17 protein-coding genes are annotated in these 18,391 nt (G+C 63.4%); 10 read left to right on the top strand and 7 right to left on the bottom strand.

Annotated elements, in window-relative coordinates:
- Positions 1-13: 13 nt before the first annotated feature.
- The 6 genes from CUV01_RS04285 to CUV01_RS04260 all read left to right on the top strand — a co-directional run bounded on the left by CUV01_RS04285 (position 14) and on the right by CUV01_RS04260 (position 4,282).
- Positions 14-415, top strand: coding sequence for a ketosteroid isomerase-related protein (locus tag CUV01_RS04285; RefSeq protein WP_101459378.1), 402 nt, complete (start codon positions 14-16; stop codon positions 413-415).
- Positions 412-996 (top strand): GNAT family N-acetyltransferase, encoded by a 585-nt coding sequence (locus tag CUV01_RS04280; RefSeq protein WP_101459377.1) that lies wholly within the window; start codon positions 412-414, stop codon positions 994-996. Before CUV01_RS04285 ends, CUV01_RS04280 begins: the two co-directional genes overlap by 4 nt.
- Positions 993-1,835: a carbon-nitrogen hydrolase family protein gene (locus CUV01_RS04275; RefSeq protein ID WP_101459376.1), complete on the top strand. Its 843-nt coding sequence runs from the start codon at positions 993-995 to the stop codon at positions 1,833-1,835. The genes CUV01_RS04280 and CUV01_RS04275 overlap by 4 nt, the downstream gene beginning before the upstream one ends.
- 99 nt (positions 1,836-1,934) lie before the next feature.
- Positions 1,935-2,357, top strand: coding sequence for an alternative ribosome rescue aminoacyl-tRNA hydrolase ArfB (arfB, locus tag CUV01_RS04270; protein WP_101459375.1), 423 nt, complete (start codon positions 1,935-1,937; stop codon positions 2,355-2,357).
- Between the two features lie 2 nt (positions 2,358-2,359).
- Positions 2,360-2,803 carry an NUDIX hydrolase gene (locus CUV01_RS04265; protein ID WP_101459374.1) on the top strand — a complete coding sequence of 148 codons (444 nt, stop codon included), beginning with the start codon at positions 2,360-2,362 and terminating at the stop codon, positions 2,801-2,803.
- Positions 2,804-2,833: 30 nt separating this feature from the next.
- Entirely contained in the window at positions 2,834-4,282 is a 1,449-nt protein-coding gene (locus CUV01_RS04260) for an inorganic phosphate transporter (RefSeq protein WP_101459373.1), read from the top strand.
- 13 nt (positions 4,283-4,295) lie between these two features.
- Here the strand turns inward: CUV01_RS04260 and pncB are convergent, their stop codons facing one another.
- Positions 4,296-5,588 (bottom strand): nicotinate phosphoribosyltransferase, encoded by a 1,293-nt coding sequence (gene pncB / locus CUV01_RS04255; RefSeq protein ID WP_101461858.1) that lies wholly within the window; start codon positions 5,586-5,588, stop codon positions 4,296-4,298.
- Positions 5,589-5,596: 8 nt separating this feature from the next.
- Positions 5,597-6,202 (bottom strand): bifunctional nicotinamidase/pyrazinamidase, encoded by a 606-nt coding sequence (gene pncA, locus CUV01_RS04250; RefSeq protein ID WP_101459372.1) that lies wholly within the window; start codon positions 6,200-6,202, stop codon positions 5,597-5,599.
- A 156-nt stretch (positions 6,203-6,358) separates the two neighbouring features.
- On the opposite strand from pncA, the gene CUV01_RS04245 reads away from it, so the two are divergent.
- The 3 genes from CUV01_RS04245 to CUV01_RS04235 are packed head-to-tail and all read left to right on the top strand — an operon-like array spanning position 6,359 to position 9,714.
- Complete coding sequence (locus CUV01_RS04245) at positions 6,359-7,948, top strand: SLC13 family permease (RefSeq protein WP_101459371.1); 1,590 nt, start codon at positions 6,359-6,361, stop codon at positions 7,946-7,948.
- Positions 7,949-7,990: 42 nt separating this feature from the next.
- On the top strand, positions 7,991-8,893 hold the full coding sequence (gene trhO, locus CUV01_RS04240) for an oxygen-dependent tRNA uridine(34) hydroxylase TrhO (protein ID WP_101461857.1): 903 nt from the start codon (positions 7,991-7,993) through the stop codon (positions 8,891-8,893).
- Entirely contained in the window at positions 8,890-9,714 is an 825-nt protein-coding gene (locus tag CUV01_RS04235; protein ID WP_101459370.1) for a glycosyltransferase family 32 protein, read from the top strand. Before trhO ends, CUV01_RS04235 begins: the two co-directional genes overlap by 4 nt.
- On the opposite strand, the gene CUV01_RS04230 is transcribed toward CUV01_RS04235, so the two are convergent.
- The 5 genes from CUV01_RS04230 to speB form a co-directional block, all read right to left on the bottom strand.
- The gene (locus tag CUV01_RS04230; RefSeq protein ID WP_101459369.1) at positions 9,707-11,986 is read right to left on the bottom strand and encodes an NADP-dependent malic enzyme; all 2,280 of its coding nucleotides are present in this window, start codon (positions 11,984-11,986) and stop codon (positions 9,707-9,709) included. The genes CUV01_RS04235 and CUV01_RS04230 overlap by 8 nt on opposite strands.
- A gap of 27 nt (positions 11,987-12,013) precedes the next feature.
- Entirely contained in the window at positions 12,014-13,297 is a 1,284-nt protein-coding gene (locus CUV01_RS04225; RefSeq protein WP_101459368.1) for an MFS transporter, read from the bottom strand.
- Between the two features lie 105 nt (positions 13,298-13,402).
- Positions 13,403-14,248, bottom strand: coding sequence for a 2-keto-4-pentenoate hydratase (locus CUV01_RS04220; protein WP_101459367.1), 846 nt, complete (start codon positions 14,246-14,248; stop codon positions 13,403-13,405).
- 70 nt (positions 14,249-14,318) lie between these two features.
- Entirely contained in the window at positions 14,319-15,047 is a 729-nt protein-coding gene (locus CUV01_RS04215) for an Ntn hydrolase family protein (RefSeq protein WP_101459366.1), read from the bottom strand.
- A gap of 79 nt (positions 15,048-15,126) precedes the next feature.
- Entirely contained in the window at positions 15,127-16,167 is a 1,041-nt protein-coding gene (gene speB / locus CUV01_RS04210) for an agmatinase (protein ID WP_101459365.1), read from the bottom strand.
- 43 nt (positions 16,168-16,210) lie between these two features.
- Here speB and CUV01_RS04205 point away from each other — a divergent pair, with 43 nt between their 5' ends.
- A complete protein-coding gene (locus CUV01_RS04205; RefSeq protein WP_101459364.1) occupies positions 16,211-18,184 on the top strand; it encodes a bifunctional 2',3'-cyclic-nucleotide 2'-phosphodiesterase/3'-nucleotidase in 1,974 nt (657 codons plus the stop codon).
- The last annotated feature ends 207 nt before the right edge of the window (positions 18,185-18,391 follow it).

Here is an 18,391-nt window from a genome sequence, read left to right as displayed (position 1 = left end):
TTTCGAGGCGAAGATGGACACGAAAACCCTGATCCAGACCTATTTCCAGGCCTTCAACGAGGGCCGCACCGATGACATGCTGGACCTGCTGCATGATCAGGTCGAGCATCATGTGAACGAGGGTGAAATCCGCCGTGGAAAGGCGCTGTTTGCCGAATTCAACGCGCATATGACCGATTGCTACCGCGAGAAGCTGACCGATCTGGTGGTTTTCGCGGATGACAGCGGTGACCGCGCTGCGGCCGAGTTCACGGTGAACGGGACCTATCTGAAAACCGACGAGGGGCTGCCCCCGGCGCAGGGTCAGACCTATTGTCTGCCCGCCGGAACGTTCTTCACCATTCGCGACGGCAAGATCGCGCGAGTGACGACCTATTACAATCTGGCCGAATGGAACCGGCAGGTCATCGGATGACCGTGTCGACGCGCATCCTGACCGGCCCTGATCTCGCGGTTGCGCTGGAGGATGTGGCGCGGCTGCGGATCGCGGTGTTCCGGGACTGGCCCTACCTTTATGACGGCGATCTGGATTACGAACGCGACTATCTGCGCGCCTATCAATCGCCCGGCGCGGTGGTCGTGGTGGCCGAGCAGGACGACCGGATCATTGGGGCTGCCACCGGGGCACCGATGCGCGATCATGCCGATGACTTTTCTGCGGCTTTTGTCGATCGACCCGAGGCGCTGGACGATATCTTTTATTGCGCCGAGTCGGTTCTGCTGCCCGACTATCGCGGGCGGGGTCTGGGCCATGCCTTCTTTGACGCGCGCGAGGCGCATGCCCGCCAGCTTGGTCATCGGTTTTCGGCCTTTTGCAGCGTGATCCGGCCTGCGGACCACCCCGCGCGCCCCGCAGGATACAGGCCACTGGATGGTTTCTGGCGCAAACGCGGCTATGCGCCGCTGCCCGGTGTCGAGGCGCGCTTTTCGTGGAAGGATCTCGGCCAGCCCGAGGCGACTGAAAAGGCGCTGCAATTCTGGATGCGATCGCTATGAAGATCGCCGCCGCGGCCTATGATTTCGACTGGTTCGACAGCTTTGCTGATTACCGCACCAAGCTGACCCGTTGGGTCGAGGCTGCCGACGGCGCCGATCTGCTGGTCTTTCCCGAATATGGCGCGATGGAGCTGGCCAGCCTTGGCGGCCCGGCGGTGGCAGGCCATCTGGAGGCTTCACTGCACGAGGTCGCGCGCCACGCCGACCGCTCGGCAGAGCTGCAGGCCGAACTGGCCGCGCGCCACGGATGCCATATCCTTGCGGCCTCGGGGCCGCATTTCGACGGGGGCCGTCCGACGAACCGGGCCGCACTCTACGGTCCGCAGGGGCTGATTGGCCATCAGGACAAGCAGGTCATGACCCGGTTCGAGCGGTCTGAATGGAACGTGACCGGCGGCGAGGGGCTGCAGGTGTTCGACACGGCCATCGGACGGGTCGGGATCCTGATCTGTTATGACGCGGAATTCCCGTTGCTGGCACGTCGGCTGGTTGAGGCGGGGGCCGAGTTTCTGCTGGTGCCAAGCTGCACCGATACGGTCGCGGGCTTTAACCGCGTGCGTATCGGGGCAATGGCGCGCGCGCTTGAGGGGCAATGCGTCGTGGTCCACGCTCCGACGGTCGGCGCATGCGCGTGGAGCCCGGCAGTTGATGAAAACAGGGGTCGGGCCGCGATCTACGCTCCGCCCGACGGGCTTTGGCCTGAAACCGGCATCATCGCACAGGGCGAGATGGACCAGCCGGGTTGGGTTTTCGCCAAAGTCGATCTGGCGCGCGTGGCCGAAAGCAGGCGCGATGGCGCGGTTCTGCCCTATGCGCATTGGCCGGAAACACAAAGATAGCGGATTTTATGCCATAGTTTGCCTGTTTCCGCGTGAATTTTACCCCGTCTTTACCTTTCTCGCTTTGAATGGTGGCGCGGGCAGCCATATCTTGTGGGCATGCTACAGGTGACCGACAATATCTCCATCGAGGAATGGGAACTGACAGAACAATTCACCCGCTCGCAAGGGCCGGGGGGGCAGAATGTGAACAAGGTCGAAACCGCAGTAGAGTTGCGGTTCGAGGCGGCGCGTTCACCAAATCTGTCCGACGCGGTCAAGCGGAGACTGCAGCGGCTGGCGGGGCGTCGCTGGACGCAGGATGGGGCTGTGCTCGTCCTCGCGCAGGAAACCCGCAGTCAGGCGCGCAACCGCGAACTGGCGCGGGTGCGGCTGGCCGATCTGATCCGGCGTGCGACCGAAACCCCCAAGCGCCGCATCGCGACACGGCCCACCTTGGGCAGCCAGCGGCGGCGGCTGAAGTCCAAGGCAGAGCGCGGTGCGGTAAAGGCCCTGCGCGGCCGGGTAGAGGGCGAGGAGTGAACATGATCCGCAAATCGCTGGGCATGATCCTTGGCCGCCGTCCACCCGCGCTGCAGGTCGGGGCGATCTGTCGCAAGGCGGAAACGGGGCAGGTTCTGCTAATCACCAGTCGCGGCACCGGGCGTTGGGTCATTCCCAAAGGCTGGCCGATGGAGGGGCGCAGCCTTGCCCATGCTGCATTGCAGGAAGCATGGGAAGAGGCGGGTGTTCGCGGTCAGGTCGAGTTGGCCGAACTGGGCCGCTTTCGCTATGACAAGCATCAGGATAGCGGATTTGCGCTGCCGGTCGAGGTGGCGCTTTACCCCGTTGCTGTTGAATCGCTGGCCGACAGTTTCCCCGAAAATCACGAGCGCGAGCGCGAATGGTTCGACGCGGAAGAGGCCGCGCGGCTTGTCATTGAAACCGGCTTGCAAGACATCCTGCGCCATCTGCCGCCGGCGCCATGATCGGCGCATCGAGACCCGGAAGCTGATCTGATGGCGCGGCGCGGCACCGAATATCGCATCTTGGACAAGGATCTGAACCGGTTGTCGAATGCCGGTTTTGCGCAGGTTCAGGCCGCCCGCCCGGTGCTGGCGATTGGTGCGGGGCTGATCTTTATCGCGGCGGCGACTCTGCTGGCAATCGGGGTCTATGGTGGGCAGCCGCATCTGGCGATGATTGCGGCAACCATCGCGGTTGCCGCTTATCTCGCGCTGTCCATCGGCTCGAATGACGTTGCCAACTCGCTGGCGCCGGCTGTGGGATCCGGCGCGGTGCCCTTGGTCGCCGGCCTGATGATCGTCGCGGCGGCAGAGGTCGCAGGCGCGCTGCTGGCAGGTGACGCGGTTTCGGACCGTATCGCGGGCGGGATTATCCAGCCTGGCGCGGTTTCGGATGCGGTGATGACCGCTGGTTTGCCTCAGGTCATGCTATCGGCGCTGCTGGGTGCTGCGGTCTGGATCAGTTTTGCCAGTTGGCGGGGGCTGCCCGTCAGTACGACGCAATCCATTATCGGCGGGATCGCAGGTGCCGGGCTGGTCGCATTCGGGCCGGGTGCCTTTGTCTGGGACAGCATCGCCGTCATCGCGCTTGGCTGGGTTGTGGCGCCGCTGCTGGCAGGTCTGATTGCGGCTGGAATGCTGTCCTTGATCCGTATGATGGTGAACGAGGCCGCCGATCCCGCCAAGGCTGCGCGGGTATGGCTGCCTGCGCTGATCGCGTTGATGACGGCACTGTTCGTACTGTATCTGGGGCTGCTGATCATCGGCCTGTCGCCGGTGATTGTGGTGGCGGCGGCAGGTCTGACGGCCTTGGCGGTTCAGGTCTGGGCCACCCGCAGACTGACCGATGAAATCGCCGATCAGAGTGGCGACAAGCTGGCCATCAAGCGGCTGTTCAGCCTGCCGCTGCTATGGGCGGCAGCGCTGATGGGTTTTGCCCACGGTGCCAACGATGCGGCGAATGTCGCCGGGCCGCTGAGCGTGATCCTGCATGGCACGATCCTGTCGGGCAGGGCAGTCGATCTGCCCTTTCTTGCCCTGTTGCTGGCGGGTGTGGGCATCGCCTTGGGCACAATTCTTTTCGGCGGGCGGCTGGTCCAGATGGTCGGTACCGGCATAACCCGGCTGAACCCGGTTCGCGCCTTTTGCATTTCCGCAGGAACGGCGACGACGATATTGGCGGCCTCGATGATCGGCTTGCCGGTCAGCAGCACGCATGTCGCGGTCGGTGGTGTCTTTGGTGTCGGTTTCTTCCGCGAATGGTATGACCGACGTCGCCGCAAAGGCCGCGACGCGTTGCCGGCGGCCGAGTACCGCCGCCGGTTGCTGGTGCGCCGCAGCTATCTGACCACGATCATCGCCGCCTGGCTGATCACGGTCCCGGCGGCGGCGCTGTTATCTGCCGCTGTCCAGTCCGCCAGCCAGTGGTTGCTGGGCGGCTGAGCCGCAGCCAGCCTCAGACGATCACGTCCAACTCTTCTTGCTGTCCGACGCCGAAAACGCGCTTGTATCGTGTAACCTCATCGGTCGGACCCATGGCCTTGGCCGGATTGTCAGACAGCTTGACGGTTGGCCGTCCATTGGCCGAGACCGCCTTGCAGACCAGACTGAACGGTGCCAGCCCATCGCCGGGGACCAGTCCACGGAAGTCATTGGTCAGCAGCGTGCCCCAGCCAAAGCTGACCCTGGTCCGGCCATGGAACTGCCTGTAAAGCCGGATGATCTTGTTCTCATCCAGCCCGTCCGAAAAGATGACCAGCTTTTGTTTCGGGTCCTCGCCACGCTCTTGCCACCAGCGTATCGCGGTTTCCGCGCCCTCGGCGGGATCGCCGCTGTCGATGCGGATACCGGTCCAGCCCGCCAGCCAGTCGGGTGCGCCGGCCAGAAAACCCTTGGTTCCATATGTGTCTGGCAGGATGATCCGCAGGTTTCCCTCATGTTCCTCGTGCCAATCGGCCAGCACGTCATAGGGTGCCTGACGCAGTTCGGCGTCGCTATCGGCCAGCGCGGCATAGACCATGGGCAGCTCATGCGCGTTGGTTCCGATGGCCTCGATATCCTGCCGCATGGCGATCAGGCAGTTCGAGGTGCCGGTAAAGCGATCACCCAGACCGGCGATCATTGCCTGCACACACCAATCCTGCCACAGGAAACTGTGCCGCCGCCGCGTGCCGAAATCGGCGATGCGCAGGTCGGGCAGTTCGCGCAATGTCTGGATCTTTTCCCAAAGCCGGGTCATCGCCCGGGCATAAAGGACCTGCAGTTCGAAGCGGTCCATATCCTTCAAGACGGCACGCGAGCGCAGTTCCATCAGGATGGCCAGGGCAGGGACCTCCCACAGCATGACTTCGGGCCATTTGCCCTCGAAGGTCAACTCGTACTGGCCATCGCGCTTTTCCAGATGATAGGCGGGCAGCCGCACCCCTTCGAGAAACTCCATGAAGTCCGAGCGGAACATCTGGCGCTTGCCGTAAAACATATTGCCGCGCAGCCAGGTGCTTTCACCGCGCGCCAGCGACAGGCCGCGCACGTGATCCAGCTGTTCGCGCAACTCGCCCTCGTCAATCAACTCGGCCAATTTGATCGACTTGGTCCGGTTGATCAGGCTGAAGGATACGTCGGTGTCAGCGCGGTTGCGAAACACCGACTGGCACATCAGCAGCTTGTAGAAATCGGTGTCAATCAGCGAGCGGACGATCGGATCGATCTTCCATTTGTGGTTATAGACCCGCGTGGCGATATCGGTCATCTGGCCGCTCATTTCAGTTCCACTCCGGCGTCACGCATGTCTTGGCGGGCTTTGTTGCGGCTGCCATCCAGGTCGATGGCGCGGGTTGCATCCTCGATCACGGTGACCTGAAAGCCCAGCTTGGCCCCGTCACGCGCGCTCCAGGCGACGCAGAAATCATGCGCAAGTCCCACCAGCGTCAGGGCGTCGAACCCGCGTTCACGCAAATAGCCCTCGAGCCCGGTTGGGGTTTGCTGATCATTTTCGAAAAACGCGGAATAGCTGTCGATCCCGCTGCGAAAGCCCTTGCGCAGGATCAGATCAGCGCGGTTCACGTCCAGATCCGGATGAAACGCGGCACCATTGCTGCCTTGAATGCAATGCGCGGGCCATAGCACTTGTTGGCCGTATGGCATCTCGACCACCGAGAAGGGCTCGGCGCCCGGATGGTTCTCGGCAAAGCTGGTGTGATCGGCGGGATGCCAGTCCTGGGTCAGGATGACAGCGTCGAAATTCTGCATCAGCCGGTTGATCGGCTGCACGATCTCATCGCCCCCCGCCACGGCCAATGCGCCGCCCGGGCAGAAATCGTTCTGCATGTCGACGACGATCAGTGCGTTTTGCGCGCCGGGCATTCGCGCCTCCTGTTTTTATGCTTTCTATGCGTAGAAACTGCGTCAGCGGGCGTCAATCCCTGCCTGATCTCGCGCGGGCGACGTGATGGATAGACCGGCTTGCCTCACTGCGCTAGCATTCAACCAATGGTTTAATACGAGTGGGAGGGAATCGACATGGGCCTGAACGAGGATTTCCACCAGCAGGGCGAGTTCGAGGACTTTGACGGCGATCCCGATACGCCGTCCTCCAGGTTCATCTGGGGCGCACGAATCGCGGGCCTTGTCGTTGCACTGCTGGTCTGGTTGCTGCTGGGCGGGTCCGAAGGGCTGACCCCGGATGCGCGCATTGTTGCAGCCGTCGGCACGCTGATGGCGATCTGGTGGATGACCGAGGCCATCCCGCTGGCCGCGACCTCGCTGTTGCCGATCGTGCTGATCCCCTTGCTGACAGAGCGCACGGTATCCGAGGCAACGTCGCCCTATGCCAGTTCCATCGTGTTCCTGTTTCTGGGCGGTTTTCTGATCGCGATTGCGATGGAAAAATGGAACCTGCATCGCCGGGTCGCGCTGATGACCCTGGCGCGGGTGGGCGTGCAGCCGCGCCGGATCATCCTGGGGATGATGCTGGCCACGGGTTTTCTGTCGATGTGGGTGTCCAACACCGCCACCACGCTGATGATGCTGCCCATCGGCCTGTCCATTCTGGCGCTGGTGGCCGAGCGTCATGCCACGGCGACGGGCGAGGATCTGGCCGCCAAGCTGGCTGACGGGCACAAGATCAGCGAAGTGATCTCGGACCCCGACACCAAGGCCTTTGGCGTTTGCCTTGTGCTGGCGATTGCATGGTCGGCCAGCATGGGCGGGCTGGGCACGCTGCTGGGCAGCCCACCCAATGCCATCGTCGCCGGCTACGCCGCCGACGAGTTGGGTCGCCAGATCGGGTTTCTTGAATGGATGATGGTCGGTGTGCCCTTGGCCTTGACCTTTATCCTCATTGGCTGGGTGCTGATGACCAGGGTTCTCTATCGCTTCAACCTGCCCGATATCGAGGGCGGTCAGCAAATGATCGAGGATGAGATCGGCAAGCTGGGGACGCTTAGTCAGGGCGAAAAGATGGTGATGGTCGTCTTTGGCAGCGCGGCCTTCCTGTGGGTGGTGCCGGGATTGCTGGCCAATATTCCGGGATTGGGCTTCATGGACGGCCTGGATGACACCGCCATCGCCATCGCCGCCGGTATCACGCTGTTCATCCTGCCGGGACAGGGCCGTGGCAAGATGGTGCTGGAGTGGAAGGATGCCGAGAATGGCCTGCCCTGGGGCGTGCTGTTGTTGTTCGGCGGTGGCCTTAGCCTTGCGTCGGCCGTGGCCGCATCGGGTCTGGACAGTTGGTTCGGCCAGCAGGTGCAGGGCCTGGGCGCCTTGTCGACGGTTGCGCTGGTCGTTGCGGTGGTGACGATCATCCTGTTCCTGACCGAGGTGACGTCCAACACGGCGACGGCGGCGACCTTTATCCCGATCTTGGGCGGGGTGGCCGTGGGCATCGGTGCCGATCCGATGACGCTGCTGATCCCGGCGGCCTTCGCCGCAACCTGCGCCTTTATGCTGCCGGTTGGTACGCCGCCCAACGCCATTGTCTTTGGCTCGGGCGCGGTGACGATCGCGCAGATGGCGCGGGGCGGGTTGATCCTGAATATCACCGGGATCGTGCTGATCACGCTGTTTTGCTATCTGCTGGGGGGCTGGGCGATGGGCCTGCAGTTCTGACAATGCTTGCCGGGCGGGGCCTTGCGCGCTATGGCCCCGCCCATGATGATCGTTGCCGCACTTTACCACTTTGCCCGCTTCCCTGACCCCGCCGCGCTGCGCGGCCCGCTGCTGGCCGTCTGCGAGGCGGCTGGGGTCAAGGGCACGCTGCTGCTGGCGCGCGAGGGGATCAACGGCACCATTGCGGGCAGCCGGGCGGGCATTGATGCAGCACTGGCCCAAATCCGCGCTCTGCCCGGCTGCGCCGATCTGGAATGGAAGGAAAGCACGGCGGCCAAGATGCCGTTCGCCCGCCTCAAGGTTCGGTTGAAGCAAGAGATCGTGACCATGGGTCAGCCCGACGTGGACCCCATGGCGGGCACAGGCCATTATGTGGAACCCGGCGATTGGAACGCGTTGATCAGCGCGCCCGATGTCGTGGTGATCGACACGCGCAACGATTACGAGGTGCAGATCGGCACATTCGAGGGCGCGGTCGATCCCGGCACCCAATCGTTCCGCGATTTCCCGGCATGGTGGCGCGAGAATGCTCAGCGCTTTCATAACAAGCGGATCGCGATGTTCTGCACCGGCGGCATCCGCTGCGAGAAATCGACGAATTTCCTGCTGGGCGAAGGCGTGGAAGAGGTGTTTCACCTGAAAGGCGGCATCCTGAAATATCTGGAGGATGTGCCCGAGGCTGACAGCAAATGGCAGGGCGAATGCTTTGTCTTTGATCAGCGGGTCAGCCTTGGTCATGGCTTGCAGCAGGGGCCGCACGTGATGTGCTTTGCGTGCCGCCGGCCTCTGGCGCCAGACGACCTTGACCGGCCCGAATTCGAGGAAGGCGTCAGTTGTCACCGCTGTATCGGCAGCCATTCCGACGCCGACCGCGACCGCTATCGTGAACGCCAAAAACAGATCGCGCTAGCCCGCGACCGTGGCACCGCACATTTCGGCGAATGAACGGCTGGTCTCATCCCGTCGCAGCCTTCTGGGCGGGTGAGGACCTGAGCTTTGTCGAACAGATGGTGATCCTGTCCTATCTGGATCAGGGCTGCGATTTCACGCTGTATCTGGGCCATGCGGTCAAGGGGGTGCCAGAAGGCACCACCACGCGCGACGCGGATGAGGTCATGGCGCGTCCAGCCTTTGTCAGCGCCGATCCGACCCGCAAGCAACTGGCCGTCTGGTCCGATCTGTTCCGCATCCGGTTGTTGCAGGATCACGCAGTCATCTGGGCCGATCTGGATGCCTATTGCCTGCGGCCCTACGACTTTCCCGATGGCTATGCGTTTGGCGAGAATGGCGAGGGCGGGGTCTTGTCGGGTGTTCTGGCATTGCCGCCTGCGTCAGCCGCGCTGCGCGACATGGCCGATTTCCTTGCCGGCGATGACTTGCGCCCGCCATGGTCCAAGAGGCCGGCAAGTGCAGTGCGCGGGCCAGCCGATTTGCCCTGGGGCGATACCGGGCCGCGCCTGCTGACCCATGCGCTGCAATCCAGCGGCGAAATTAGCCGTGCCAGCCCGCCGCCGGTCTTTTACCCGCTGTTCCGTCAGACGCTGGCGAAACTGTGGCGTCCCGGCCTGCCAGATACGGCGATCAGCGGCCCCGACACGCTCTCGGTGCATATCTTCGGTGTGACCAAGCGGGTCATGGCGACCTATTGGCAGGGCCTGCCGCCGCCGAACTCGTGGCTGGCACGCGCCGCCGCCCGGCATGGGATTCGTCCGGACAGCGCGCCCGCCACCGGCGAGCCGCTGCCGCACAAGCCGCCGGCTACTTGACCTGACCCAGCCCGCCTGCGGCGATGGCCGCCATGTTCAGGATATCGTTCACCGTCGAACTGGTTGAACAGATCTGGATCGGCTGCGGCACGCCGGTCAGGATCGGACCGATCACCGTTGCGCCGGCCATTTCCTGCATCAGCTTGACCGAGATACTGGCCGAGTGTCGCGCCGGCACGACCAGCACATTCGCCGGGCCGGTCAGGCGGCTAAAGGGATAGCGCGCCGCCGCCTCGGGGTTCAGGGCCACATCCACCGTCATCTCGCCCTCATATTCGAAATCGACCTTGCGGGCGTCCAGAACCTTGGGCGCCTCGGCCATCTTGATGGCGCGTTCGCTTAGCGGGTAGCCGAAATTCGAGAAGGACAGAAAGGCCACGCGTGGTTCCAGCCCCAGCTCGCGGGCGACATGAGCACCTCGGGTGGCGATATCGGCCAGATCCTCGGCTTCGGGCCATTCATGAACCAGCGTGTCGCCGATCATCACGATGCGCCCCTTGTGCAGCACGGCGGTGATGCCCACCGCGCCGTCTTCGGGGCGGGCATCGACGACATTGTTGATCTGCGCCAGCACATGCGCGGACTTGCGCGTGGCCCCGGTAACCAGCCCGTCGCCATGGCCATGAGCCAGCATCAGCGCGGCAAAGACATGTCGATCCCTGTTGGCCAGCTTATGAGCGTCTTCGCGGTCGATGCCCTGCCGCTGCAGGCGGGTGTAGAGATGCTGGTGATAGGCATCCAGATGGCGGGTGTTGCTGGCATTGACGACGTTGATCTCGCGCACGGCATCGGCCAGACCTGCGGCCTCGAGCTTTTCCTTCACATCGGATTCGCGGCCGACCACGATGGCCTGCCCCATACCGCCGCGCTGCCAGGCAACTGCGGCGCGCAGAACGCGCGGATCGTCGCCCTCGGCAAAGATCATCCGCGCCTGCTTTTGCCGCGCGCGGGCGTGGATCGCCTGCAAGATCGATGCCGTCGGATCCATCCGCGCCTGCAACGACTGGATATAGCTTTCCATGTCGATGATTGGCCGCCGCGCGACGCCGGTATCCATGCCTGCGCGTGCAACGGCAGGCGGCACGACATGGATCAGGCGCGGGTCAAAGGGCGTCGGGATGATGTAGTCGCGACCGAACTGCAGCTTGCGACCGTAAGCCACGGCAACCTCGTCGGGCACGTCCTCGCGGGCCAGTTCTGCCAGGGCGCGGGCGCAGGCGATTTTCATCTCGTCATTGATGGCGCGGGCGTGGATATCCAGCGCACCCCGGAACAGATAGGGGAAGCCCAGAACATTGTTGACCTGATTGGGGTAATCGCTGCGCCCGGTGGCGACGATGGCATCGGGGCGGACGGCATGGGCATCCTCGGGGGTGATTTCCGGGTCCGGGTTGGCCATCGCAAAGATGACCGGATTGTCGGCCATTGACAGCACCATATCCTGCGTCACCGCGTTCTTGGCGCTGACCCCCAGAAACACATCCGCGCCCTGCATTGCATCCTCTAGCGACCGCGCCTCGGTCACGATCGCATGGGCCGATTTCCACTGGTTCATGCCTTCGGTGCGGCCCTGATAGATCACGCCCTTGGTGTCGCACATGATGCAGTGCTCATGCCGCGCGCCCATGGATTTCAGCAATTCCAGGCAGGCGATCCCGGCAGCGCCCGCGCCGTTCAGAACGATCTTCACATCCTCGATCTTCTTGCCCGACAGTTCCAGCGCATTGATCAGCCCGGCCGCGCAGATCACCGCCGTGCCGTGCTGGTCATCGTGGAAGACGGGGATATCCATGATCTCTTTCAGGCGCTGCTCGATGATAAAGCACTCGGGCGCCTTGATGTCTTCCAGATTGATGCCGCCGAAGGTTGGACCCATCAGGCGGACGGCCTGAATGATCTCATCCGCGTCTTCGGTATCCAGTTCAATATCGATCGCGTTCACATCGGCAAAGCGCTTGAACAGCACCGCCTTGCCCTCCATCACGGGCTTGGATGCCAGCGCGCCCAGATTGCCAAGGCCAAGGATCGCGGTGCCATTCGATATCACGGCGACCATGTTGCCCTTGGTGGTATAGTCATAGGCGGTTTCGGGGTTTTCAGCGATGGCCTCGACGGGAACGGCGACACCGGGCGAATAGGCCAGCGACAGGTCGCGCTGCGTGGTCATCGGGGTCGAAGCGACGATGTCGTATTTCCCCGGACGCGGCTCCATATGATAGGCCAGCGCCTCTTCGGGCGTAATGCGCGCGCGGTGTGTCTTTTTTTCGGTCATCGATGGCTCCCCTAGCGTGACACCTGACTAGCGCGGGGTTTCGTCCGGCTCAACGGCAAAGGCGCGACCGAGAAAGCACCAATAGACCAGAATGGTCACCACAAACACGGCAAGGCCCAGCACATAGGGCGACAGCAGTGCGGGTTGCCGCCCGGCCTGATCGCCGACAAAGCGGGTCAGCAGACCGGCGGTCAGCATTCCCAGAGGCGCCATGCCGATGGCAAACAGCCGATAGGCCGAATTCACCCGACCCAGCAGGCGGCGTGGGATATGGCGTTGGCGATAGCTGACCGAGACGGTGTTCCACAGCACGCCGCCGAATTCGCTGACAAAGAAACCCGCGCAGATGATGGCCAGCCCTGCCGTACCCGGCCCCGAGATCAGCACTGTCAGCGGAAAGGCCAGCGCGCCGGCCATCGCAATTTGCAACAGCCTCGACCGGCCCAGCCAGGTGACGAAACGGTCGTTCGTCAGCCCCGCCAGCACGCCACCCACGCCCCCCGCCGCCATGATAGCCGACAGGGCCAGAGGACCCAGTTGCAACCGTTCCTGCACGATCAGGACCAAGGTGACCATCATCGCCTCGAAGGCGAAGTTGAAGAGGCCGGTCAGGATTGCAAGCTTGCGCAGGATCGGATTGGACAAGAGGAAGGCAAGTCCCTCGCGCAGTTCCTCGCGCCAATGCTTGCGTTCAGTCACCGCCTCGGGATCTGCGCGGAAATCGCCTTGCAGCCCAGCAACCAGTGCCACGGCCAACGCCATGGCGGCTGCATTGACACCGAAGGGCAAGGCCAGAGAGATCCCCAGCAGCAGACCAGCGGCGGCAGTGCCGATGAAATTGTTCATCACGAACTCGACCGACCACAGCCGGCCATTGGCGCGCTCTAGCCCGGCATCGGGGATCAATGCAGGCAGCATGGTTTGCGCTGCGTTGTCGCGCAGCACCTCGGCCATGCCGACGGTGGTGGCGCAGAACGCGATCAGCACAAAGATGTCGGGGCGGTCAGTGCCGCGCAAAGGCGGCGCATCAAAAGGCAGGGACAACCAGATCAACACGCCCGCGGCCGTATAGGCCAGCGTGCGCAGAATATCGGCGGCCAGGATCAGTTTGCGGCGGTCAAAACGGTCGACGATGATCCCGGCGGGTAGCGAAAAGACAAACCAGGGCGCCTTGAGCGCCACCGGCACCAGAGCGATCAGCAGCGGGTCGCGGGTCAGTTGCGTGGCGATCCAGCCCCAGGCGACGATGGCAACGCCGTCGCCCAGATTGGTCAGGCCAGAGGCCGCGATAAAACGAGCAATCGGTGTCATGGCCGGACGATGGCCCGGTCATCTGGGCGGGGCAAGGGGGCGTGCCACAGACTTCCTGGCCTGTGGCCTTTTCAACGCTCGCGCGATTTGGTGGCCGCTGCCCGGCTATTCCGTCAGATCAAAGCTGACCGACAGATCCTGACCGCCGACCATGTAATCGGCGCTGATCTGCAGCCCCGGGGTTGCGGGGGTCAACTGACCCAACGAGCCAAGCGAGATCATCGTGCCCGCCGGCATGTCATAGCTGCCCTGCTGGATCAGCCACAGCACCACGTCCAGCGGGTGGCCCAGCAGCATATCGCCGGTTCCGGTGCCGACGCTTTCGCCATTTGCCCTGAGATCGACTGTCAGCGCGCCGAGATCCGCGACCGGGTCGGGCAGGTCGGCTATCTTGATCCCTTCGCCCAGCACTCCTCGCCAGGGCAGTACGCCATAGGCGGCCATGATCGGGCCGGTGGGTTTCAGACCCTCGGCCAGCGCCAGATCGGGCAGTTCGACAAACGGACGCACCTCGTCCAGGGCTGCGGCCACCTCGTCGCGGGTGGTTGCCTCTGCGATGGCAGTATCGCCAACGGTGACGATCAGGTCGGCCTCGTAAAAGGGCGAGCGGCTGCCGGCCAGCGATACCGGCGCGCCGTCGGGCAGGATCATGTCGGCGAACAGCGCACCAGCTACGGGGCCGGGCACGCCAAAGGCCTGTTGCGCGGGCTTGGACGTGAAGCCCACCTTGACGCCCACCGGCGCGCCAAGAGGATCCTCCAGTCCTTCGCGGAAATGCTGATAGGCGCAGGCGCCGTCTTCCAGTGTGGTGACCGCCGGATCGGGCAGGCGTTCGCCGGCGATCCAGGCATCGGCGGCGGCGTACATGGCGTCGGCCGGCGGACATTCGGCAAGGGCGGGTGCCGCGACGATTGCGATTAGGGATGCAGTGCTGGCAGCAAGGCGGAACATGGCGAAACCTCCGTGATGGTTCACCCGGAGTTTAGGCGCTTTGCCGCAGAATGAAAGTCGGCAGGCCGGTCTAGATCGAGACCTTGACGAAACTGTCGCGCAGGGCGGCGGACCAGGCGGAACTCATCTGCATGAAATCGGCGTCGCCATCGAGGATACGGCGCGTGGCACCGACCGCGCAGGCATCCTTTTCGATGATCGCCAGATCCAGCGGCATGCCAACTGACAGGTTCGAGCGCAGCGTCGAATCCATCGACAACAGCACGGCTTTCTGCGCATCGGGCAGAGACGTGGCTGGCGTCACAACGCGGTCGAGGATCGGCTTGCCATATTTATGTTCGCCGATCTGCAGGAAGGGCGTGTCATCGGTGGCCTCGATAAAGTTGCCCTCGGGATAGATCAGGAACATGCGCATATCGCCATCGGCGCGCTGGCCTGCGACGATCATGCTGGCCGAAGCCTGGCTCTGTTTCAACTCGCGGCACTGATCCGAGATTTCGCGGCGTGTGCGAGACAAGGTGTCACCGATCATCGTGGCCACCTGCAACATGGTCGGGGCCAGCATGATCGAGGTGGTCTCATCGGCCATCTCGTCGTCGATCGCCTCTTGCAGCCGCGCCAGTGTGGTCTGCGTGACCGACAGCGAACCGGCGGTCATGATGGCGATCACCCGTTCGCCAGGCTCTTCGAAAAAGAACATCTTGCGATAGGTGGCGATGTTGTCCAGCCCGGCATTGGTTCGGGTGTCCGACAGCAGTACCAGCCCGGCATTCAGTTTCAGCCCCACGCAATAGGTCATTCGTTCTTCGCCCGTATTTTCATTAGCTGCAATCTTAGGTGCCCTGCCGCGCAGCCGCAATCGCCCGTTGGTCAGGGCCTCATGCCTTTTTCGACAAACCGGGGCTGAATTGCATCAATGACAGGATCTCGAACAGCATCTGCGCGCCGGCATGGGCGGTGTTGTTGGTCGCGTCATAGGCCGGGGCGACCTCGACCAGATCGCCGCCGACAATGTTCAGCCCCTTGAGCCCGCGCAGCAGTGTCAGCGCCTCGCGGGTGGTCAGCCCGCCGATTTCGGGCGTGCCGGTGCCCGGCGCAAAAGCCGGATCCAGACTGTCGATGTCAAAGCTGACATAGACCGGCCCGTCACCCACCACGGCGCGGGCCTGGGCGATAATCTCGGGCAGGCGAATTTCGTTGATCTCGCGGCCATGAACCACGGTCATGCCCGAGGCATAGGAAAATTCCCACACATAGCCCGAGGCCCCGCGAATCCCGATCTGGATGGTACGTTCCGGGTCCAGCACGCCGTCCAGCACCGCATTGCGAAACGGGCCGCCATGGTGGAACTTTTCGCCCTCATAGCTGCCACCGGTATCGCAATGGGCGTCGATATGGATCATCCCTACAGGCCGGTCGCGGCCCACGGCGCGCAGCACTGCATGGCTGACCGAATGATCGCCGCCCACACCCAATGGCAGCGCCCCGGCTGCCAGGATGCGATCCACGAAAGCGGTGATGTCATCCAGGCTTTTGTGCAGGTCAAATCGCGAGCGGAAAGGCACATCGCCAAGATCTGCAACGGCCATCTCATGCACCGGCGCATTGCCAAGCGCGTCGTTCCAGGGGCCGACGCGTTCGATGCTGCGCAGAGCCCGCGGGCCGAACCGCGCGCCGTTGCGATTGGTCACCGCCAGATCCATCGGCATCCCATACAGCGCGACGTCAAGGCCAGAGGCATCGCCATCGCGGACCGGCGCATCCAGCAGTGTCGGCATCCCGGCATAGGGTGGGTTGCGCCGGTCGCCATCACGAAAGATCAGCCGCGCGATGCGGGCGAATTCCGGATCGCCGCTCTCGCCGCCCGTTCCCTCGGCAAAACGCGCACGCAGCGCCTGAAGCTTGTCATCGGACCACATGGTGCTAGCCTTTCGTCAATTCAGTTCAACAAGGATCAGATCAATGCGCTCTTACCTTCAGATGACCCGCCGCGGATTCCTGTCAACTGGCATCGCCGGGGCAGGGCTTGTCGCGCTGCATCCGTTCTCGGCCCGTGCCGAGGCGGGGCAGGCGCATCTCAGGATCATGGAGACAACCGATCTGCACGTGAACATCTGGCCATATGATTACTATGCAGACAAGGCCGTCGATACGGTCGGGCTGGCGCGGACGGCGGCACTGGTGCAGGCCGTGCGCAGCGAGGCGACGAATTCGATCCTTCTGGACAATGGCGATTTTCTGCAGGGCAACCCGATGGGCGACTATATCGCCTATGAGCGCGGCATGGATCAGGGGCAGATGCATCCGATCGTGACGGCCATGAACACCGTCGGCGTCGAGGGCGGCGTGCTGGGCAATCACGAATTCAACTATGGCCTGACCTTCCTCAAGAACACCATTTCGGGCGCGGCTTTTCCGGTCGTGTGCTGCAACGTGGCAACCCAGGCGGGCGACAGCCCCGAACAGGACGCGACGCTGGTCCCGCCCTATGCGGTGCTGGAACGCGAGTTGACCGATGGCGCGGGCGAGACCCATCCCATCCGGATCGGACTGATCGGTTTTGTCCCGCCACAAATCATGCAATGGGATCGCAAGCATCTCGAGGGGAACGTGATCACGCGCGGCATCGTCGAGGCGGCGGAAGCCTGGGTGCCCAGACTGCGCGACGAGGGCGTCGATCTGATCATCGCGCTGTCGCATTCCGGCATCGACCCGCTGCCGCTAGAGGCGGATGCCGAAAACGCCTCGTTGGCGCTGGCCGGTGTCGAGGGCATCGACGTCGTGCTGACCGGCCATCAGCATCTGGTCTTTCCCGGCCCGGACTATGAGGGGATCGACGGCGTTGATGCCGCCGCGGGCACGCTGGCGGGAAAGCCTGCCGTCATGGCCGGTTTCTGGGGCAGCCACATGGGCCTGATCGACCTGATGTTGCAGCGCGAGGGCGATGGCTGGGCCGTCGCCAGCCACACCGTCGAGGCGCGACCGATCTTTGAACGTGACGAGGATCGCAACGTGGTGCCGCTGGTCGAAAGCGTGGCGGAGGTCGAAGACAGCGTCGCTGCCGAGCATCAGCAAACGCTGGACTATATTCGTCAGCCCGTGGGTATGACGTCTGCCCCGCTTTACAGCTATTTTGCGCTGGTGGCTGATGATCCGAGCGTTCAGATCGTCACCAACGCCCAGAGTTGGTATATCCAGCAGATGATGGCCGGCACAGAGCATGAGGGCCTGCCGATCCTGTCGGCGGGTGCCCCTTTCAAGGCGGGTGGTCGCGGCGGCCCCGAGTATTATACCGATGTTCCGGCGGGCGACGTGGCGATCAAGAACGTGGCCGACCTCTATCTTTATCCCAACACGATCCGCGCGGTGAAGATTACCGGGGCCGAGGTCAAGGACTGGCTCGAACGCAGTGCCGGGATGTTCAATCAGATCACGCCCGGGCAGGCCGATCAGGTGCTGCTCAACCCTGATTTCCCCAGCTATAATTTCGACGTGATCGACGGTGTGACTTACCGCATCGACCTTTCCCAGCCCTCGAAATTCGACAGCGAGGGCGAGCTTGCCAACCCCGATGCCAGCCGAATCGTCGATCTCGCGCTTGACGGTCAGCCCCTGGACCCAACGGCCGAGTTCATCGTCGCGACCAACAACTACCGCGCCGGCGGCGGCGGCAGCTTTCCCGGCAACGATGGCTCGACCATCGTCTTCGAGGGGCCGGATACGAACCGCGACATCATCGTCCGCTATATCGTCGAGCAGGGCACCATCGATCCGGCCGCCGACGGCAACTGGTCCTTCGCCCCGCTCGACGGCGCCACGGTGCTGTTCGACACCGGCCCCAAGGCGGCAGACTATCTGGCCGATGTGGAAACGCTGACAATCGAAGCCGCAGGCGACGGTGCGGACGGGTTCGCCCAGTATCGCATCACGCTATAGCGCGAGGGCAGCCGCCGAGAGGCTTTCGCAATTGCCGCTGGCGCCTTGTGTCGCGCCGGCGGTGGCGAACGCTCATCACTTTGTCCGCGCGCCGGACCAATCATGAACCGCGGCGGTTGCAACCGGGGCAGGGACAGCAGAGTGCCACAACGCCCGATCGCCAGAATTTCTCTTGCATTCCCGCCAACCGCGCGCTACCTGCCCACC

The sequence above is a fragment of the Paracoccus tegillarcae genome (assembly GCF_002847305.1).
GTDB classification, from domain to species: Bacteria; Pseudomonadota; Alphaproteobacteria; order Rhodobacterales; family Rhodobacteraceae; genus Paracoccus; species Paracoccus tegillarcae.
Note: the sequence above shows the minus strand (reverse complement) of the source record. Positions and strands in the feature narration are given on the sequence as shown.

Bases quoted from the DNA above. Each gene is read 5' to 3' on its own strand.
- CUV01_RS04225 (WP_101459368.1), bottom strand. From the start codon at position 13,297: ATGACACCGATTGCTCGTTTTATCGCGGCCTCTGGCCTGACCAATCTG.
- CUV01_RS04260 (WP_101459373.1), top strand. From the start codon at position 2,834: ATGGCGCGGCGCGGCACCGAATATCGCATCTTGGACAAGGATCTGAAC.
- CUV01_RS04285 (WP_101459378.1), top strand. From the start codon at position 14: ATGGACACGAAAACCCTGATCCAGACCTATTTCCAGGCCTTCAACGAG.
- pncB (WP_101461858.1), bottom strand. From the start codon at position 5,588: ATGACCGATATCGCCACGCGGGTCTATAACCACAAATGGAAGATCGAT.
- CUV01_RS04280 (WP_101459377.1), top strand. From the start codon at position 412: ATGACCGTGTCGACGCGCATCCTGACCGGCCCTGATCTCGCGGTTGCG.
- CUV01_RS04245 (WP_101459371.1), top strand. From the start codon at position 6,359: ATGGGCCTGAACGAGGATTTCCACCAGCAGGGCGAGTTCGAGGACTTT.
- trhO (WP_101461857.1), top strand. From the start codon at position 7,991: ATGATGATCGTTGCCGCACTTTACCACTTTGCCCGCTTCCCTGACCCC.
- CUV01_RS04275 (WP_101459376.1), top strand. From the start codon at position 993: ATGAAGATCGCCGCCGCGGCCTATGATTTCGACTGGTTCGACAGCTTT.
- CUV01_RS04235 (WP_101459370.1), top strand. From the start codon at position 8,890: ATGAACGGCTGGTCTCATCCCGTCGCAGCCTTCTGGGCGGGTGAGGAC.
- arfB (WP_101459375.1), top strand. From the start codon at position 1,935: ATGCTACAGGTGACCGACAATATCTCCATCGAGGAATGGGAACTGACA.
- speB (WP_101459365.1), bottom strand. From the start codon at position 16,167: ATGTGGTCCGATGACAAGCTTCAGGCGCTGCGTGCGCGTTTTGCCGAG.
- CUV01_RS04220 (WP_101459367.1), bottom strand. From the start codon at position 14,248: ATGTTCCGCCTTGCTGCCAGCACTGCATCCCTAATCGCAATCGTCGCG.
- CUV01_RS04230 (WP_101459369.1), bottom strand. From the start codon at position 11,986: ATGACCGAAAAAAAGACACACCGCGCGCGCATTACGCCCGAAGAGGCG.
- CUV01_RS04215 (WP_101459366.1), bottom strand. From the start codon at position 15,047: ATGACCTATTGCGTGGGGCTGAAACTGAATGCCGGGCTGGTACTGCTG.
- CUV01_RS04205 (WP_101459364.1), top strand. From the start codon at position 16,211: ATGCGCTCTTACCTTCAGATGACCCGCCGCGGATTCCTGTCAACTGGC.
- CUV01_RS04265 (WP_101459374.1), top strand. From the start codon at position 2,360: ATGATCCGCAAATCGCTGGGCATGATCCTTGGCCGCCGTCCACCCGCG.
- pncA (WP_101459372.1), bottom strand. From the start codon at position 6,202: ATGCCCGGCGCGCAAAACGCACTGATCGTCGTCGACATGCAGAACGAT.